Source organism: Actinomadura terrae, assembly GCF_022751215.1.
In the GTDB taxonomy this organism is placed as follows: Bacteria; Actinomycetota; Actinomycetes; order Streptosporangiales; family Streptosporangiaceae; genus Spirillospora; species Spirillospora terrae.
Genome location: NZ_JAICDG010000002.1, coordinates 651,625 through 667,099, shown reverse-complemented (window position 1 = coordinate 667,099; position 15,475 = coordinate 651,625). Strand labels below are relative to the sequence as shown.

17 protein-coding genes are annotated in these 15,475 nt (G+C 67.7%); 6 read left to right on the top strand and 11 right to left on the bottom strand.

Annotated elements, in window-relative coordinates; all coding sequences use genetic code 11:
* Nucleotides 1–29 precede the first annotated feature (29 nt).
* The 5 genes from K2F47_RS13260 to K2F47_RS13240 all read right to left on the bottom strand — a co-directional run bounded on the left by K2F47_RS13260 (nucleotide 30) and on the right by K2F47_RS13240 (nucleotide 5,993).
* A complete protein-coding gene (locus K2F47_RS13260) occupies nucleotides 30–530 on the bottom strand; it encodes a GtrA family protein (protein ID WP_242903151.1) in 501 nt (166 codons plus the stop codon).
* A 23-nt stretch (nucleotides 531–553) separates the two neighbouring features.
* Entirely contained in the window at nucleotides 554–1,117 is a 564-nt protein-coding gene (locus tag K2F47_RS13255; RefSeq protein WP_242903150.1) for a flavoprotein, read from the bottom strand.
* Between the two features lie 45 nt (nucleotides 1,118–1,162).
* A complete protein-coding gene (locus K2F47_RS13250) occupies nucleotides 1,163–2,479 on the bottom strand; it encodes a lanthionine synthetase C family protein (protein WP_242903149.1) in 1,317 nt (438 codons plus the stop codon).
* Nucleotides 2,480–2,518: 39 nt separating this feature from the next.
* Nucleotides 2,519–5,698 carry a lantibiotic dehydratase gene (locus K2F47_RS13245; protein WP_242903148.1) on the bottom strand — a complete coding sequence of 1,060 codons (3,180 nt, stop codon included), beginning with the start codon at nucleotides 5,696–5,698 and terminating at the stop codon, nucleotides 2,519–2,521.
* Nucleotides 5,699–5,828: 130 nt separating this feature from the next.
* The gene (locus K2F47_RS13240; protein ID WP_242903147.1) at nucleotides 5,829–5,993 is read right to left on the bottom strand and encodes a hypothetical protein; all 165 of its coding nucleotides are present in this window, start codon (nucleotides 5,991–5,993) and stop codon (nucleotides 5,829–5,831) included.
* An 882-nt stretch (nucleotides 5,994–6,875) separates the two neighbouring features.
* Here K2F47_RS13240 and K2F47_RS13235 point away from each other — a divergent pair.
* Entirely contained in the window at nucleotides 6,876–7,940 is a 1,065-nt protein-coding gene (locus tag K2F47_RS13235; protein WP_242903146.1) for a S1 family peptidase, read from the top strand.
* Nucleotides 7,941–8,025: 85 nt separating this feature from the next.
* On the opposite strand, the gene K2F47_RS13230 is transcribed toward K2F47_RS13235, so the two are convergent.
* From K2F47_RS13230 to K2F47_RS13215, 4 genes are all read right to left on the bottom strand, one after another.
* Nucleotides 8,026–8,382 carry a cupin domain-containing protein gene (locus tag K2F47_RS13230; protein WP_242903145.1) on the bottom strand — a complete coding sequence of 119 codons (357 nt, stop codon included), beginning with the start codon at nucleotides 8,380–8,382 and terminating at the stop codon, nucleotides 8,026–8,028.
* A gap of 66 nt (nucleotides 8,383–8,448) precedes the next feature.
* Nucleotides 8,449–8,823, bottom strand: coding sequence for a bleomycin resistance protein (locus K2F47_RS13225; RefSeq protein ID WP_242903144.1), 375 nt, complete (start codon nucleotides 8,821–8,823; stop codon nucleotides 8,449–8,451).
* Between the two features lie 89 nt (nucleotides 8,824–8,912).
* Entirely contained in the window at nucleotides 8,913–9,770 is an 858-nt protein-coding gene (locus tag K2F47_RS13220; RefSeq protein ID WP_242903143.1) for a S1 family peptidase, read from the bottom strand.
* A 152-nt stretch (nucleotides 9,771–9,922) separates the two neighbouring features.
* Nucleotides 9,923–10,252, bottom strand: coding sequence for an STAS domain-containing protein (locus K2F47_RS13215; RefSeq protein ID WP_242903142.1), 330 nt, complete (start codon nucleotides 10,250–10,252; stop codon nucleotides 9,923–9,925).
* Nucleotides 10,253–10,535: 283 nt separating this feature from the next.
* Between K2F47_RS13215 and K2F47_RS13210 the strand changes: the two genes are divergently transcribed.
* Complete coding sequence (locus tag K2F47_RS13210) at nucleotides 10,536–10,856, top strand: helix-turn-helix transcriptional regulator (RefSeq protein ID WP_242903141.1); 321 nt, start codon at nucleotides 10,536–10,538, stop codon at nucleotides 10,854–10,856.
* A gap of 91 nt (nucleotides 10,857–10,947) precedes the next feature.
* Here K2F47_RS13210 and K2F47_RS13205 read toward each other — a convergent pair whose 3' ends face one another.
* Entirely contained in the window at nucleotides 10,948–11,292 is a 345-nt protein-coding gene (locus K2F47_RS13205) for an avidin-fold protein (protein WP_242903140.1), read from the bottom strand.
* Between the two features lie 30 nt (nucleotides 11,293–11,322).
* Here K2F47_RS13205 and K2F47_RS13200 point away from each other — a divergent pair, with 30 nt between their 5' ends.
* Nucleotides 11,323–12,354 (top strand): RNA polymerase subunit sigma-70, encoded by a 1,032-nt coding sequence (locus K2F47_RS13200; RefSeq protein ID WP_308198429.1) that lies wholly within the window; start codon nucleotides 11,323–11,325, stop codon nucleotides 12,352–12,354.
* A 55-nt stretch (nucleotides 12,355–12,409) separates the two neighbouring features.
* Nucleotides 12,410–12,985, top strand: a complete 576-nt coding sequence (locus K2F47_RS13195) for a dihydrofolate reductase family protein (protein WP_242903138.1) — start codon at nucleotides 12,410–12,412, stop codon at nucleotides 12,983–12,985.
* 82 nt (nucleotides 12,986–13,067) lie between these two features.
* Here the strand turns inward: K2F47_RS13195 and K2F47_RS13190 are convergent, their stop codons facing one another.
* Nucleotides 13,068–13,484: an arsenate reductase ArsC gene (locus tag K2F47_RS13190; protein WP_242903137.1), complete on the bottom strand. Its 417-nt coding sequence runs from the start codon at nucleotides 13,482–13,484 to the stop codon at nucleotides 13,068–13,070.
* A 228-nt stretch (nucleotides 13,485–13,712) separates the two neighbouring features.
* Between K2F47_RS13190 and K2F47_RS13185 the strand changes: the two genes are divergently transcribed.
* Together K2F47_RS13185 and K2F47_RS13180 are read left to right on the top strand one after the other, a co-directional pair.
* Nucleotides 13,713–14,069, top strand: coding sequence for an effector-associated constant component EACC1 (locus K2F47_RS13185; protein ID WP_242903136.1), 357 nt, complete (start codon nucleotides 13,713–13,715; stop codon nucleotides 14,067–14,069).
* The gene (locus K2F47_RS13180) at nucleotides 14,053–15,474 is read left to right on the top strand and encodes a caspase, EACC1-associated type (protein WP_242903135.1); all 1,422 of its coding nucleotides are present in this window, start codon (nucleotides 14,053–14,055) and stop codon (nucleotides 15,472–15,474) included. The genes K2F47_RS13185 and K2F47_RS13180 overlap by 17 nt, the downstream gene beginning before the upstream one ends.
* Nucleotide 15,475 lies beyond the last annotated feature (1 nt).

Genomic DNA, 15,475 nt, shown 5'->3' with positions numbered 1-15,475 from the left:
GAACAGCCTGCGCGGGACATCAGGCGCCCTCAGGCTCCTTGCGCCAGAACCCGGCCTCCGAACACGAACCGGCGATAGGCCCACCACCGAAACAGCATCGCCAACAGCGTGCCGAGAATCATTCCACTCAGGAAGTCCGAGACCTCCTGCACCTGCTGACTCACATGGGGCTGCTCCAAGCCGAACCAGTACCGCGCCGCATAGAGCGGTATCGCATTGATCCCCATTGAGATGGCATTGATCAGGACGAACAACAGAAATTCACCGAAACGGCGCCGAGAGCCGGTCACTCGAAACGCCCACTGCCGCTGCAAAATATAGGACAGTACGGTGGCGACGGCGGTGGCGACCAAGAGGGCCGTCACCGGCTTGTTCTCCAGTAACGTGAGCTTGAGAGCATAGTAAATAATGGTCGTGACAACATAACAAAGTCCGCCGGTTATGCCAAACTTAAGCAATACCCGCCGTTTTATCAGAATTGGCCGCACTTGTTCGGGCATCTTCTCCAGCACGGCGTTGGCGATCGTCATGCCGCAATGCTATACGGGATCGTTCAGCCCATGTGGGCATTTCGCCGAGATCCATCGCCCCGCTCCGCGATGATCGCACGCAACGTGCTGGTCAACTCCTCGGGAGCGGGAAGGGTGTAGTGCCGCTCGAATCGCCGGGTCGCGACCTCGAACGCGAACCCGTGATTCGGTTCGACCACCTGGTGCCCGTCCTCACGCAGGACGCGGATGTTCCGCTGCACCGCGGGCTTCTCCCACATCACACGGTTCATGTTGGGCACGAAGACCACCGGACCAGGGCTGGCCAGGACGGCGCTGGTCAGCACGGACGGCCCCAGCCCGTGCGCCGCCGCGCCGAGCACGTTGGCCGTGGCAGGGGCGACGAGGAACAGGTCCGCTCCCGCCGGCAGTGACACGTGCTCTGGAGCCGGCGGGTCGCTCTCACAGGTGACGCTGTTGCCGAGTATCGCCCACGTGGAACGAGGAATCATTCGCTCGGCACTGCGGGTGACGATCAAATCGATCTCACGGGCGACGAACAGGCGAAAAGCGTTAAGGTACATCGGCATGGCCAGGAGTCCGATGGATCCGGTAATACCGATCAGCATCCTGTCGACGACGGGCTCGGGTTCCGGTGCGATGACTCATGCCTCCTATCCGGCTAGCAATACGGCGTCCCAGGGAAGGGGCTCGTCTTTCAACATCGACGGCATCACCCAGCCGAGCAACGTGAGCGCGACGCCCGCGGCCCCTTCGAGAACACCGCAGATGTTCACATCCGCAGTCGGCCGATCCACCGACCAGGGCTGGTTCACGCCGGCCATCTGATGCCGATAACCGAACGGCGCCTCCTCGTCAAAACTGTCGAGCAGCCTCGGCAGGAGCTCGCCCACCGCGTTCCGAAGCTCCTCGCGGTCGGCCTCCAAGGAGATTCTCAACGAGATCACAAGAAGTCCGGCCAGCCCATGACAGAGCGACACGCCCTCAAGATTCCACGTCTTTGGAGAGCTCCGGAGAGCGGCCAGTAGTGCCTGCACCGCGATATCCGTGAAATCGCCCCGTCCAAGCGCGCGACCGGCCCAATAGAGAGCGAGCGCGGTGCCGGCGGTTCCGTAGCACCAGGCAGCGCGGGTGGCAGTGGCCTCGTTGACCGCGCCGGACAGCTCCTCGGTCAGGCTCAGCCGCAGCGGCCAAGAGGTTCGACCCTGGTGAATGATGCGCCGAGCGCACAACCATGAGGCCACCCGGTCAACGGCCTCCCGGTGGCCCGCCACCTCGATGCCACGCTTGAGCGCGAGAGCCAGGAACGCCAGCGGACCCGCCACACCATGGGCCATGCCGGGACTGAAGTGGCCGTCGCCAGGTGTCACCCCCGGCGCGTGCGGCACCCACCATCCGGGTACCTGATGCCCCTCCACCGCCACGTTTCGCGTCAGGCCGACCAGGTAATGGCAGATTTGCGTCACAGCGAGAAGGTGATCATGGTCTTGCCGAACAGCCCCTTCCAGGAGAAGGCGCCCGACCCCTGCCATTCCGGTAATGACGTCGTAACCCTGCCATGGGCTCGTAGTGGCAAGCGAGGGACCCCTCTCGTCCATCGCTGTGAGTCGCCGAAGAACGTCACGGGCGACTGCGGCCTCCAGCCGCTGCACGAGGGTCGCGTAGTCCCCCGGCTGCACCGCGGCCGTCCGTGCCGCGAATGCCACTGCGCCGGTTCCGTAGTAAAGCCCTAAGGACGGGGCCGCGCGCAGCGCCCCCACGGAGGCCTCCAAGTGCTCATGGGCGACCTTTCTCCATCGGTCGTCGATTCTGGACAGCCAGCCGAACAGGACAGCGGTACCAGGAAAACCGCGCGAGAGGGTGCACGGCTCCCACAGTGAGGCGGCCGTCAGAGGGTCCGCATTGGCCGCGCGCTGCATGATGGTGGCGACAGAACGCGGGTCTCGAAGCCGCTTTGCCGTTTCCAGCACGACTTCGTATATGGCACTCTCAGATGGGCTCGACATGTCTCAGCCCATGAAGCGGCGCTTGTCGAGGTTGGCCTGGAGCGCTCCCAACGCCACGGCGACCGCGCGCCGCTCACGGTCCTGGCCGATCCCCATGACGCGATTGCAGAACATGTGGACGAGGCTGTCCAGGATCTTCTCAGGCGAGTTACTGCACTGGCCGGCGGCGGTCAACTCCCTGATCGTGGTCGCGTAGCAGCACAGTGCCGAAGACCGCGCCCGCAAAAGCGCGACCACATGCTCGCCCTCCGGAGTCGCTCGAAGCCCCGTCCACTTCGCGACCGGATCGATCAGCTTCACCGCCTCTCTGCGCCGGTCAGTGAAAGCACGGCGGTACTCGGGGTCCTGGGCGAGTGGGGCCGACTGTTCGAGGGACTGCCGGAACCGGGTGACCAGATCCGCGATTCCGATGGCACACAACAGTGTCTCATCGAGAGGCAGGGCACGGCCGCGCAAAAGCGCGGCGAAATTCATCGCGAGCTCGCTGTCGGCTGTGAAGTACTCTTCGGCCGCCTTCATCGCACGAACCCCGCCGTACCGCTCGATCTCAGGTTCGTACGACTCCAACGAGAGCCACCCGATCTGACCGTCGGCATGCAGGTCGGCCATCCACTCGTGAAACTGTGAAAGCAGCGGTCCGGTCACTGTTTCACGAGCCCCGTGAAACCGTAGTCGCACATGGTCCGCCCGGTCCCGGTACCGCAGAAAGAACCAACGATCAGCCCAACCGCGACTCGACACCGTGTGGCATATCTTCTTCAGCGGCCCGGCCACCAGAGCGCTTTGTGCCTCGGGTGAGCAATATATGTTCGCGCAGAGCCAGTCGGACCCGGGCAGGTGACTCAGCGCACGCTCCCAGCGTGGCGGCGCGGCGTTCTGAGATGGCAAAGGGCCTGTCCTGCGCGCACGCTCGCGACGCTTCATCGTTGTATTTACCATCGGCACGACAAGCTCGCAGACATAGCCGCCGCCGGGTCCGGTGAGCCAGCCGTCGGGATAGTCCTCACCCGCGAGAACCTCACGTACCACCAGTTCGGAGCTTCGACCGATCTCGCGCCGCAGGATCTGCAGGTGAAATGCATTGGTCAGGTCAAGGACGATCCGGTGGTCGCCGATGGACCAGAGCTGAACCCGGTCGGGCACCCCCCAGTTCTTGCGCCATTCGAGGAGCGCCTGCCGCCAAATGTCGAAATGCTCGCTGGAATCGGTGATCCTCGGGTCATTTATCCGCCAGGTGGCTGGATAGAGCACGGTGCGCCGATACCGAAGCCGGGGAAGGAAGGGAAAGCGGTCCAACTCTCCCCAGTTCCATGCCGTCCATACGCGGGTTCCCTCGTAACCGACATCGGACAGGAACCTGGCGAGGTTGGCGGCCTGGCGATCGGGGTTGAGGACATGGTTGGCCGAGGGAACGACCCGGCGCCGCCTCCTCCTCGAGTACAGGAACAGGCCTTTCATGTCGGCGCCGACTTCCAAGTCATCTAGATCCACCTCCTCCACTGGACCGTTGGCGTCGATTTCCCCGAGCGTGATCCGATGGTCGAACCTGGGGGGTGCCTGCACCACGTTGAGAGCACGCGGAAAGCGTGTGTGGTAGACGAGGTCCGCCGGAAGCGGCGCCCCGTTCCCGAGCGGCACCTCGCGGCCGAACTCCATCACCGGGCCCGCCTGCGTCCCGAGCATGTGCAGGAACCGGCCAAAAGACGTCCCACCCCGTTGTGCGCCTGGTGCGGGGCTCGCCACCAGCCGAAAGTCCCCGGTGCTCATTGCCTCCAACGAGGGCGCGACCAGATGAGCGTAGAAGTCGAGAGAGGCGGGCAGGGCACCAGATTCCGGACTGGCCAGCCTTTCGACCAGTTCATCCGTCAACTCCACCTCGCGCGCACCCGTCCGGATCGCATCCGCGACCATTTCGGCGACCACCTGGTCCCGCGTGGCCGTGTCGGGCGTGAAGGCGGGATCATCGCGCGAGCTGGGCGGGCACTGGTATTCCGCGGGGGCACCGAGCCCGATGTCGGGGTCGAGCAGGTCCTTGACCGGGACCAGCCGGTCGGTGCCGTAGCGCTCCAGGAACGCCAGGTGAAATCCGCGCAGAGCCGGCACTCCGATGTACACGGGCATGACCCGGCACAGGACGCGGACGGCCTCCGCCAACTCGGTGGCGACTATGGAGGGCAGGGTGACATCCGCATCGATCTCGAGGTCGACCCGTAGCTTGTGCGCGGCCGGGGACAGCTCACCAGCCTGCTCGATCATCCGCTGAAGCAGCGCCAGTCTCTTCTCGTCCGGTTCGTCGGCATAGCGCACCAGGGCGTCATGCAGCTGGCGCAGCGACCGTACGACCGGATGATCTGGGACGTGTTCGAGCCGCCCCAGGGCCTCGCCGAGCACATCGGCCGCCACCAGTGACGGCTGGAGCCCGGTCAGCAGGATCTCGTTGCCGATGAGCTGCCGAACCACCGCAAGCACGATCTTCGGCTGCACACCCAGGTTCTCAGCGACACGCTGCACCAGGGTGGTCGACTTCACCTCTGCCGCCGCCTGCGAAACGATTTCGGCGGTGACCGGTGTCAGCCTGAGCGACAGGCTTCCGGTCTTGTGGTCGGCGGGATCGTCACTGGCCGCCGGAGGCAGGTAGGGCAGGATGATCCGCCCGCCCTTGAACCGGACCGCTTTGTTCGCCTGGACCGGCAGGCCGGCCAGAACCCGAGGATCGTCGCGCAGCCCGGTCAGGACGTCTCGCAGCCACGCGAGGTCGACCTGCGGATGCTTTCGGTCGTTCGCGCGATACTCGGCCTTGGGCCTCGAACCGAAGTGAGCGACCGTCGCGCCCGCCAGCAGCCCGAAGGGAGTCGCCCGGGTCGACATCCTCAGCAGATAGCTGGAAAGCGAGTAAGTGACACGCCGTATCGTCGAGAGTTTGCGCTCGCCGCCTCCACCGCTCGCGATGGCCCGTGCTTCTTGAAACAGTGGGGGACTTGAGAAGGCGACGGCCTCCATCAGTCGCTGGTCGGCGACCAGCCGGGTGATCAGCCCGGTCAAGAGGGCGCGCTCGTCGGAGCGGCCCGGGACAATGTCCACCAGGGTCCGGTCGGCTTCCGAACGCGGATACGCGGGGGTCCGAAGAAGCGCGAAGTCCGCGCATTCGAGGGTTTCCGGCGCAATGATCGGCGGATCAGCCACCTGCGCACTTCCTTCCCAAGGCCCATTCCGCTGCGACCTTGTCAACGGCCCGGAAGCGGAGGTCCCCGGTGCTGGGCACAGACCGCGCACCGAGGACCTCCGCTGGGTTCACCTCAGCCGGCTAAGGCCCTCAGCAGGTGAAGGTGCAGAGCTGAGAGGCCTGGGTGAAGCCGCACAGCTGCGGGGCGGGGGCATCGGTGACCGAGTCGATCTGAACGTCGAGGTCCAGAATCTCGGTGAGTTCGTCGGCGGTGAGTTCATCCAGCTCAGCGATCGAGTTCTCGTTGAAAGGCACGGCAGTGTCTCCTCTGTGGGATGTCATGACCGAATTGCCCCGCGAAGCAACTATAGGTTAACGATAAGCACGAAACCCGGTCAACACCGCTTTGCCAGCCGCACCGCATCGTGGATGTGCTCCAATCACGTTTTTACCATATGTAATGACCCCAGCTTGAGGGCCGCTTAGGAGCGATTTTATGGCACGCAGAGATGCCCGCCACGAGCCGAACCCTACTTGACTGGCGATGAACGGTTGATTCGTTCCGCAAACATGACCTCCGCGATCATGGTCACTCTTCCGCACACTTTCCCTACAATCGACGTTCAGCCGCCTTCGGCGACGAGCAGCACGTCGAAGCCAGATTCCAAGAAGTTGTGATCTACACCACAACGTCACCCGAACTTGAGGAACGCGAAAAGTCACTCGAAGTCGTTGTCGATAAAACACCTCGCCTGGCACAGCAGCGGCCTGACCCAATCTCCGCCGGCACCCGAATCGCAACAAAGACCGATATCAAGGGGAACGTAGGCGCCCGAGACAGGGGCCGCGTTTGAACAGAGCGTCGTGGCTTCGGCGCATCGATTTTTACGGCGAACATCAGGAGCAGGAACTACCGCCTTGTACACCGCACGAGGCCAACCGACGAGCACGGCAGCCCGATCGCTTTTCGATGGAAGTCGTTGTGATCTTGCGGCGGTTGACTGATATTCAGGGCGGGCTGAAATTTCAGTTGCGGCTGGAATCTGGTTACCGACAGCTTCGCGAAGTACCTTCCTGTCACAGACGGCCGGTCATGAGGCTCGTGCCGGAGAGTTCCCGTGACCCGGACGCCCCCCGCAACCCCCGAACTGCCGCCGGAGTGCTAGCGGCCCCACCGGCGGCGAAAGGTGGACGAACGTGAACCGTGGAATGCGCCTCAAACGCGCGACGATCCCCCTGCTGAGTGCCGCGGCGTTGATCACGCTCCCGGCGTTCGGGACCGTTCAGGCATCGGCCCGGACGGATCCCGTCCAGGACGTCCAGAACCGGGACGTCCAGATCCGGCAGACCGCGCTCGCCGACCAGATCACCGGACGGCTCGGCGCCCGGCAGGCGGGCTCCTACCTCGACGGCGCGGGCAACCTCGTCGTCAACGTCACCGACGCGGCCGCCGCGCGGCAGGTCACGGCAGCCGGAGCGCGGGCGCGCGTCGTCGCCCACGGCATCCGGCAGCTGACCGGCGCCAAGGCCAGGCTCGACCGGCTCGCGGGCACCCCGGGGACGACCGGGCTGGCCTGGGGCGTCGACGTCGTCTCCAACAGCGTCGTCGTCGATGTGCCCCGCGCCGACAACGACGCCGCGACCAGGGCGTTCGTGAAACGCGCGCGGGCGCTGGGCGAGATCGTCCGGGTCCGCCGGGTGGCGGCGGCGCCGCGTCCGATGGTCGGGCCCGGCGACGCGATCATCACCGGCGGCTCGCGCTGCTCGGTGTCGGCGATCGCCGTCGGCGGCGGCGCGGAGTTCGTCGTCACCGCCGGGCACTGCACGCGGATCAGCGCGGACTGGACGACCAAGGACGGCCAGACCCTCGGCACCCGGGAGGCCAGCAGATTCCCGGGCGACGACTACGGGACGATCCGGGTGACCAACGGGTCGCTCAAGAACGACAACGCCCAGCTCACCTCGGTCGGGCGCCCGGCGGTCGGCTCCCAGATCCAGAAGAAGGGCTCGACCACCAATACGACGTCCGGGACGATCCGCGGCTATGACCGCACGGTCAACTACCAGGAGGGCACGGTCTCGGGCCTGATCGAGACCACCGCCTGCACCCAGCCGGGCGACAGCGGCGGCTCGTTGCAGGCCGGCACGGTCGCCGTCGGCATCGTCTCCGGCGGCACCACCGGTGCCTGCCGCGCCAACTACCAGTCGTACTTCCAGCCGCTGGACGAGGCGCTCCAGTCGCAGAACCTCACGCTCAAGTAGGCCGGACGCGGGGCTCCCGGAGGCCCGGGAGCCCCGCGCTCAGGCCACGGCGTTCAGGGCCCCGGCGTTCAGGGCCCCGGCGCGCTCAGTCGGCCTTCGCGTACTCGTCCATGCCCCCGGCGAAGTCGAACACGACGCACGCCTCGTCGCCGACGACCCAGGCGTCGTGCCCGGGCGTGACCACGAACGCGTCGCCGGGGCCGCCCTCCTGTTCGCCGCCGTCCCGCATGCGGACGCGCAATCGGCCCTGGACGATGTACCCGTTGTGGTGCACCTCGCACAGGTCGGTGCCCGCGATGTCCCGGAGCGACTCCGTCCAGCGCCAGCCGGGCTCGAACGTCGCGCGGGCGAACACCAGGCCGGTCATCTGGAGGACCTCCAGATGCCCCTTCGGGAAGTCGCGCCGCTCGTCGGGCTTGTCGATGCTCTTGATCTCCAACATGATGGTCCCCCTTTCACCATCACCTTCCACGCTCGCACCAGGGTTGACCTGCGTCAACACGTCCCATCAAGCGGTCGCGGAGCTGCCGACGCGCAGCAGGTTGCCGCTGCGGTCCACGAGCGCGAACTCGCGCATGCCGTAGTCGGTGTCCTGCGGCGGGACGAGCCGGCTGCCGGTGGCCTCCTCGGTGGGGACGCCGATCTCGTCCCACGCGCGATGAAGGGCGTCCGCGTCCTCGACGTACACATAACAGGCGCCGGCGGTGGTCAGCGGATCGACCTCGGGGTGGTGCCAGAAATGCAGCTGCACGTCCCCGCGCGCCACCATGAGGTAACCGGCGTCCAGCCACGATCCGTGCGTCTCGAATCCCAGCCGCGCGTAGAACTCCCGCGTCTCGTCCAGGTCCCGGCTGGGCAGGATGGGCACCGCGTGTTCTTCCATACCGCAACGCTATGCCGTGCCTCCGACAGCGCTCCCGGCACGCGAACGCCCCGGCGCGGGGTCGGTCGCCGCGCCGGGGCGTGGGTGTTTCAGGACGTCGACGAAATGACGCCGTCGATCCATTCCCGGTGGGCGGGGACGTCGGTGTAGATGCCCATTCCGCTGCGGCAGTTCGGGGGCTCGTTGGGCTGGCCCGGGTCCGGGGGCTTGATCTCGACGCGGCTGAACGCGCCGATGAGCTTCCAGCCGGTGCCGTCCCGGCGCAGCAGCGGTCCGCCGGAGTCACCGAAGCAGGGGCCCGCCTGGGTCTCGGGGTTGCCGGTGCAGACCTCGGAGGCCGGGTCGAGGGGCGTCACCTGGTTCGTGCAGGCGGTCGGCTCGCGGACGGCCGAGTCGAGCTGCTGGAGCACCGCCGGCCTGCCCTCCTCGCCGCAGACCTGGCCGGGGAGGGTGCATCCCCATCCCAGCAGCCGGGCCGGGGTGCCTGCGGGCTGCCGGACGTCCACCGGAACCGGCGCGTCCGCGACCGGCTGGTCGAGCCTGACGAGCGCGATGTCGTGGGTCGCGGTGTCGCTCTCGGGGTGGGTGACGAAGCGCTCGACCCCGCGGACCGTCCCGCCCTCGTCCTTGCGAAGGCTCCCGATGCGCAGCTGTAGATCCGCGGGATTCCTGCCCTCGACGCAGTGCCGGGCCGTGACCACCCAGTCGCCGGTGATCAGGCTGCCCCCGCAGAAGTGCCCGCCCGCGTCCTGGACGGAGACCATGAACGAGTAGGGCTCGGTGGCGTCCGAACCGCCAATGATCATGGTGGACGCGCCGGGCGGAGCCGGCGAGGCGAGCGCGGACGGTGCCGATACGCCGAACCACAGCAGGGTCGCGGCGAGCGCGGTCATGGCCAGCCGGAGGGGACGGGCTGCCGCCCCTCCGGCGAAGGGTCTGGACTTCACGGGTCCTCCTGGGAGGCGGAGGCCGGGAAGGACTCGCCCGGCCCCCGCGCGACGAGATGATCGTTCGTCCCGACGCTAGGGACCCGGACTCCGCGCGGCGATCCGGCCAGCGGGCCGAATCGCGGTACAGCAGCCTGTACCAGGGGCGCGTCTCAGCCGGTCAGCAGCTTGAGATCCTCTCGCCGCTCCACCGTGGACCCGAGCAGGTACCGGCTCAGCGCGCCGCGGGCCGGGGCTCCGGGCGGCGCGATCAGGTGCAGAGTCCCGCGCGCGGCGCGGACCGCGAACTGGGCCTTGCTCAGCAGGTGGGCGCCGTGGAGGTCGACCATCTCCAGCTTGGAGAGGTCCAGCACGAGGGCCAGCGGCGCCTCCGCGAGGACGATCGTCGTCAGGACGCGGGCCTCGGCGGTCACCACCGTGTCCGCCACCAGGCTTCCCGTCAGCGTAAGGACGGTGTACCGGCCCTCGTGGCAGGTCTCCATCCTCAACTCCCCTCGTCCGGGACGAGCGGGGCCGTCCGGCGACGCCCCTGTCGGGGGCGGGCCGGAACTCGCGAGCTGCGGCTCGTTGGATCGCACCAGCACGGAACTCTCCTAGCGGTCACAGACACAGGACAACGACGAACAGGGCAAAGTTAATACCTGAAATATTATTCGTCAAATCAATCTCGTATGATGTCTGTGACCCACACCTCGCGCCCGTCGGGGAGCATCCCCCGCTGCCCCCTCGGGGTGCAAGGATGCGTACTGGACGAGGGGTGAACGGATGGAGACGACGCCGAGTCGGCCGAACGCCAAGCCATGGACGTTCCTGACCAACCATGCACGGGTGCTGATCCATCTGGCCCGCGATCCCGACGCACGCGTACGGGACGTGGCACAGGAGATCGGGATCACCGAACGCGCGGCTCAACTCATCATCAACGACCTGGAGGAGGCGGGGTACATCACCCGCACCCGGATCGGACGCCGCAACAGCTACACCGTCAACGCGCATCAACCCTTCCGGCACCCGACCGAGGCCGACCACGACGTGGAGGCACTGATCGAACTGTTCGCCGGACAGGACGCCGCCGCCCTCGCCTGAGAGGGCCCACGCAGGACGCCCTCGCCCGGCGAGGGCGTCCGCGGCATTTGGCGCGTCGGGGTGCTCCGGTGTGCCTACTCGGCGCGGCGGGTCAGCGCAGTTCCTCGACGGCGCTGGTGCCCGAGCCGGGGCGCGACTCCCACTCCCAGGTCTCGTCGAGGCGGATCCGCCCGTCCGGCAGGGTGGTGATCGCCGTGACGCAGTGGCCGCTGGACGTCCCGCCCTCGGAGTTGAGCTGGCTGTAGCGGAAGTCGAGCCGGTCGCCTTCGCGGGTCCCGACCAGGAATCCCCGCCGGACGCCACCGCCGCCGTACTCGGCCCAGACCTCGCCGCCGTCCTCGTGGTAGGTGAACTCGGTCTCGGTGCCGACCTCGCCGCCGACGGTGTCCTGGACGGCCCGGAAGCGCCGCCCGTCCAGTGAGGAAGCAGTTCCCATGATCATCACGGTACCCGCCGGGCCCGCGGCATCGTCGCCCAGCGCGCGGCGGGGCCGAGCCGACCGCCCTCACCTGCGACGCCGCCGAACCCTCGCGCCGTCCGGCACCATCGGGTAGGCGATGATGGGCGAATGGACTTCGAGCCCTACCGGGGCGAGTTGGTGGCGCACTGCTATCGGATGACGGGCTCCTTTCACGAAGCGGAGGACCTCGTCCAGGAGACCATGCTGCGTGCGTGGAAGGCCCGCGACCGCTACGACGCCGCGCGCGCCTCCGTCCGCACCTGGTTGTACCGGATCGCCACCAATGTGTGTTTGACCGCGCTGGAGGGACGCGCGCGGCGTCCCCTGCCGTCCGGGCTCGGAGCCCCGAGCGACGACCCCGGGGCGCCGCTCGCACCGGCGCTCGACGTCCCCTGGCTCCAGCCGTTCCCCGACGCGCGGTTCGACACGGACATGCGGGCCGACCTGCGGATCGCGCTGGTGGCGGCGCTCCAGGTACTCCCCCCACGCCAGCGGGCCGTGCTCGTCCTGCGCGACGTCCTGGAATTTCGCGCGGCGGAGGTCGCCGCGCAGTTGGAGACCACGGTCCCGGCCGTCAACAGCACGCTCCAACGGGCCCGCGCCGCGCTCACGGACGTGGGGGACATGGACGAGGTCGCCGAGCCGGACGATCCCGACGTCCAAGAGGTGATTCAGCGGTACGCGCGCGCGTTCGAGGCGGCCGACGTCCCGGCGCTCGTGCGGCTCCTCACCGACGACGCCGTCATGGAGATGCCGCCGGTGCCGCTCTGGTACCGGGGCAGCCGCGACTACGGCCTGTTCATGGACCGCGTGTTCGAGATGTGGGGCCCCGGCTGGGCCATGCGGCAACTGACCGCCAACGGCCAACCAGCGCTCGCCGCATACGCGCCGGCACCCGACGGCGAACTTCGCATGCACACCTTGCAGGTCTTCACAGTCGTCCACGGCCGGCTCGCGCGCAACGTCGTGTTCTCCGATCCGGACGTGTTCCGGGCGTTCGCCCTGCCCGAGAGGATTTCTTCCACCGAGTCGCGATGAGTCCGGCCGACGCCACCGGTATGTACGGGCGAGCATCAACCGGAGGGACACCATCGTGAGCACCATCGTCATCGCGTTCACCACCCTGGACGGAATCGTCACCGACCCGGACGGCGCCGACGGGACACCGACCGGCGGCTGGGCGTTCCGGCACGGCCCGGGCACGGCGGACGGCGACAAGTTCCGCCTCGGAAGCACGCTGGACGACGGGGTCCTGCTGCTGGGACGCAAGACCTGGCACTCGTTCGCGCAGCTCTGGCCGGGACGCGACGACCCGTTCTCCCAACGCATGAACGCCGTCCCGAAACTCGTCGCCTCCCGCTCGCTGCCCGACACGTCGGCCTGGGAGAACTCGCGACTCGTCGACGGTGACCTCATCGACGCCGTGAAGCGCGAGCGGCGCGACGTGATCGTCGCCGGCAGCCTGAGCATCGGGCGGGCACTGATGGCCGCGGACCTGGTCGAGGAGTACCGGCTGCTGGTCTTCCCAACGATCCTCGGCACCGGCGAGCACCTCTTCCCCGTCGACGGCCCGACCACGCACCTCGCGTGCGCGTCGTCGGAACAGATCGGCGCCGCCGTCCTCACGCGCTACACGAGGGCACCACTCGCTCGTCCGCTGGCCGGGTGACCGCTGGAACAACGCCTGGACGCGGTGCGACGGACCGGAATCGCCGCCGGTCCGCCCCACCGACCTCCCGGTCGTCGCCGGTTCACGCGAGCCCCTGAACGCCGAGTTCCTCGATCAGGCCCCGGACGCGCCTCTCGATCTCGTCCCGAACGGGCCGAACAGCCTCGATCCCCTGCCCCGCGGGGTCGGCCACGGGCCAATCGAGGTAGCGCTTACCAGGGAAGACGGGGCAGGAGTCGCCGCAGCCCATGGTGACGCACACGTCGCTGGCCTGAACGGCGTCCACCGTGAGGATCTTGGGAGTTTCGGCGGAAACGTCGATGCCGACCTCGGACATCGCGTCCACGACGACCGGGTTCACCTCCCCCGCCGGGGCCGACCCCGCCGAGCGCACCTCCACGGCGTCCCCCGCCAAATGGGCGAGGAACGCGGCGGCCATCTGGGAGCGCCCCGCATTGTGGACGCACACGAAAAGAACGCTGGGCTTACCGGACGCCATGGGCAAGGACCCCTTCGCATGCGAAACGACCTCGGCGGGCGAGGACAAGATAGACCGGCCCGGGACGAGCCGTCCAAGCCCAAGCCCGGCGGCCCTCGCGAGCCGAGAAACCGGATCTTGGCGCTCCGTGGCCAATTCCCTGCACCGCACCCGCCTTCCCTGAGATGCTGCGAACGGCGTATCAAGAAGGCTGACGAGCGCGGGGCGGGGCGGCGGGGTCGGAGATAAATGGACCTTCAGATCGAGGTCACCGGCGGCGACGAGGCCGGTGAACACGCCCGGCTCCTGGAATGGTTGCGCGCCGACCGGCGGCTGGCCGGGCACGTCCGCGTCCGGCGGCGGGCGCCGGGAGCAGAAGAACTGGGCGGGACGCTGGACGCGGTGATGGTCGCGGTCGGGTCCGGCGGCGTGTCCGCCGTGCTGGCCCAGACCCTTCCGGCCTGGATCCGAAGCCGCCGCCCGAAGGTGAAGTTCACCCTCACCACCGAGGACGGAGAGCGACTGGAACTGGAGACGGCGGACGCAGCCGAGGCGCCACGTCTCATCGCGGAACTGCTGCGGCATCACCATGGCGCCTCCGACTGAGCCGCGAACCGATCTGGCCGACTCCCGCGCCCTTCTGATCGGCACCTCCCGTTTCCACGACGCGGAGTTCACTGGCGTGCCCGCCGCCGCCAACAGTCTGGCGGGCATGTACGAGATGCTCACCGACCCGGCCCGCGGCGGCTGGCCGCGCGACCAGGTCACCACCATCGCCGATCCCCAGGGCGCCGCGTGGCTGGTGCAGCGCATCCGGCGCATGACCGAGAGCACCACCGGGACCTTCCTGCTCTACTACGTCGGCCACGGCGTCATCAGCGAACGCGGAAACCTCACGCTCACGCTGACCGACACCACCAGCTCCGACCCCGACCTGACCGGCGTCGAATTCCACCACGTCCAACGCGCGCTGAGCACGAGCCCGGCGCGCGTCTCGGTCGTCATCCTCGACTGCTGCTACTCAGGCCGGGCCATCAGCGCTCTGAGCGGCCTGGACACCGTCGCCGACTGCACCAGCATCGAGGGCGTGTACACGCTGACCGCCGCGGAAGGCCCGGCCCATGTCGTCCCGCTCAATCAGCAGCACACCACCGGAACGTCCTTCACCCAGGAATTGCTGGACCTGATCGGCGAAGGCCTACCGGACGGGCCCGAACTCCTCACCTTCCACACCCTGTACGGCCGCCTGGCCCACCGCCTGCACCGCCGCGGGCTGCCCCGTCCCAACCAGCGCGGGACCGACACCGTCCACCACTTCGGCCTGGCCCGCAACACCGCCTACGGCCGGTCGCCCCGGCTTTCGAACGACGCCACAGAGCCGACGTCAAGCCCGACAACTCTTGACACCCCGTCCCCAGCGGCTCCGCCGGTCAAAGCGTCCCCTGGACAATATCCACCGGTCTTCACCAGCCGAATCCGGGCCGCCAAAGTGGTGACCTCCCGACTCGGCTCCCTGCACATTTCCTTCGTGGTTCTCACGATCCTGTGCTCGCTGCTTCTCCCGGTGGACGCCTCACCGGTCGACCTGATCACGTTCGGGATCCTGCTCGGAACCCTTCTGGCACTTCTCATCTTCATCATGGCCCAGTTCGTTATGACGTTGGTCGAACTGGCCGGTCCTCGTCACCTGAGCATCCGCCCCGAAGGAGTCTCCATCGTGTGGGGAAGGCGCCGAGCGGACTATAGCTGGGACGAGATCGGCGCACTGGAAGTGGCGAATACGGGAGGGCCCCGCCCCCGCCCGACCCTGATGCTGTGGAAAAAGCAGGCCCCCTGGACCCCGCCCCCTCACCAGGCACGACGACTGGGTCATTCCTCTCGGCGCCCGCCATGGGAGGACCGCACGTCCGGATGGATTCGCATCTGCTATCTCGACCAACTGCAAGACGGCCGCGAACTGGAAGAGCTGGCGACAACGGGGACGCCATGGATTCAGTCGAACCGGCCCTGAC

Excerpts from the sequence above, each read along its gene's own strand:
- K2F47_RS13260 (WP_242903151.1), bottom strand. The coding sequence starts at position 530 with ATGACGATCGCCAACGCCGTGCTGGAGAAGATGCCCGAACAAGTGCGG.
- K2F47_RS13255 (WP_242903150.1), bottom strand. The coding sequence starts at position 1,117 with ATGCTGATCGGTATTACCGGATCCATCGGACTCCTGGCCATGCCGATG.
- K2F47_RS13230 (WP_242903145.1), bottom strand. The coding sequence starts at position 8,382 with ATGTTGGAGATCAAGAGCATCGACAAGCCCGACGAGCGGCGCGACTTC.
- K2F47_RS13225 (WP_242903144.1), bottom strand. The coding sequence starts at position 8,823 with ATGGAAGAACACGCGGTGCCCATCCTGCCCAGCCGGGACCTGGACGAG.
- K2F47_RS13215 (WP_242903142.1), bottom strand. The coding sequence starts at position 10,252 with ATGGAGACCTGCCACGAGGGCCGGTACACCGTCCTTACGCTGACGGGA.
- K2F47_RS13210 (WP_242903141.1), top strand. The coding sequence starts at position 10,536 with ATGGAGACGACGCCGAGTCGGCCGAACGCCAAGCCATGGACGTTCCTG.
- K2F47_RS13205 (WP_242903140.1), bottom strand. The coding sequence starts at position 11,292 with ATGGGAACTGCTTCCTCACTGGACGGGCGGCGCTTCCGGGCCGTCCAG.
- K2F47_RS13190 (WP_242903137.1), bottom strand. The coding sequence starts at position 13,484 with ATGGCGTCCGGTAAGCCCAGCGTTCTTTTCGTGTGCGTCCACAATGCG.
- K2F47_RS13185 (WP_242903136.1), top strand. The coding sequence starts at position 13,713 with ATGGACCTTCAGATCGAGGTCACCGGCGGCGACGAGGCCGGTGAACAC.
- K2F47_RS13180 (WP_242903135.1), top strand. The coding sequence starts at position 14,053 with ATGGCGCCTCCGACTGAGCCGCGAACCGATCTGGCCGACTCCCGCGCC.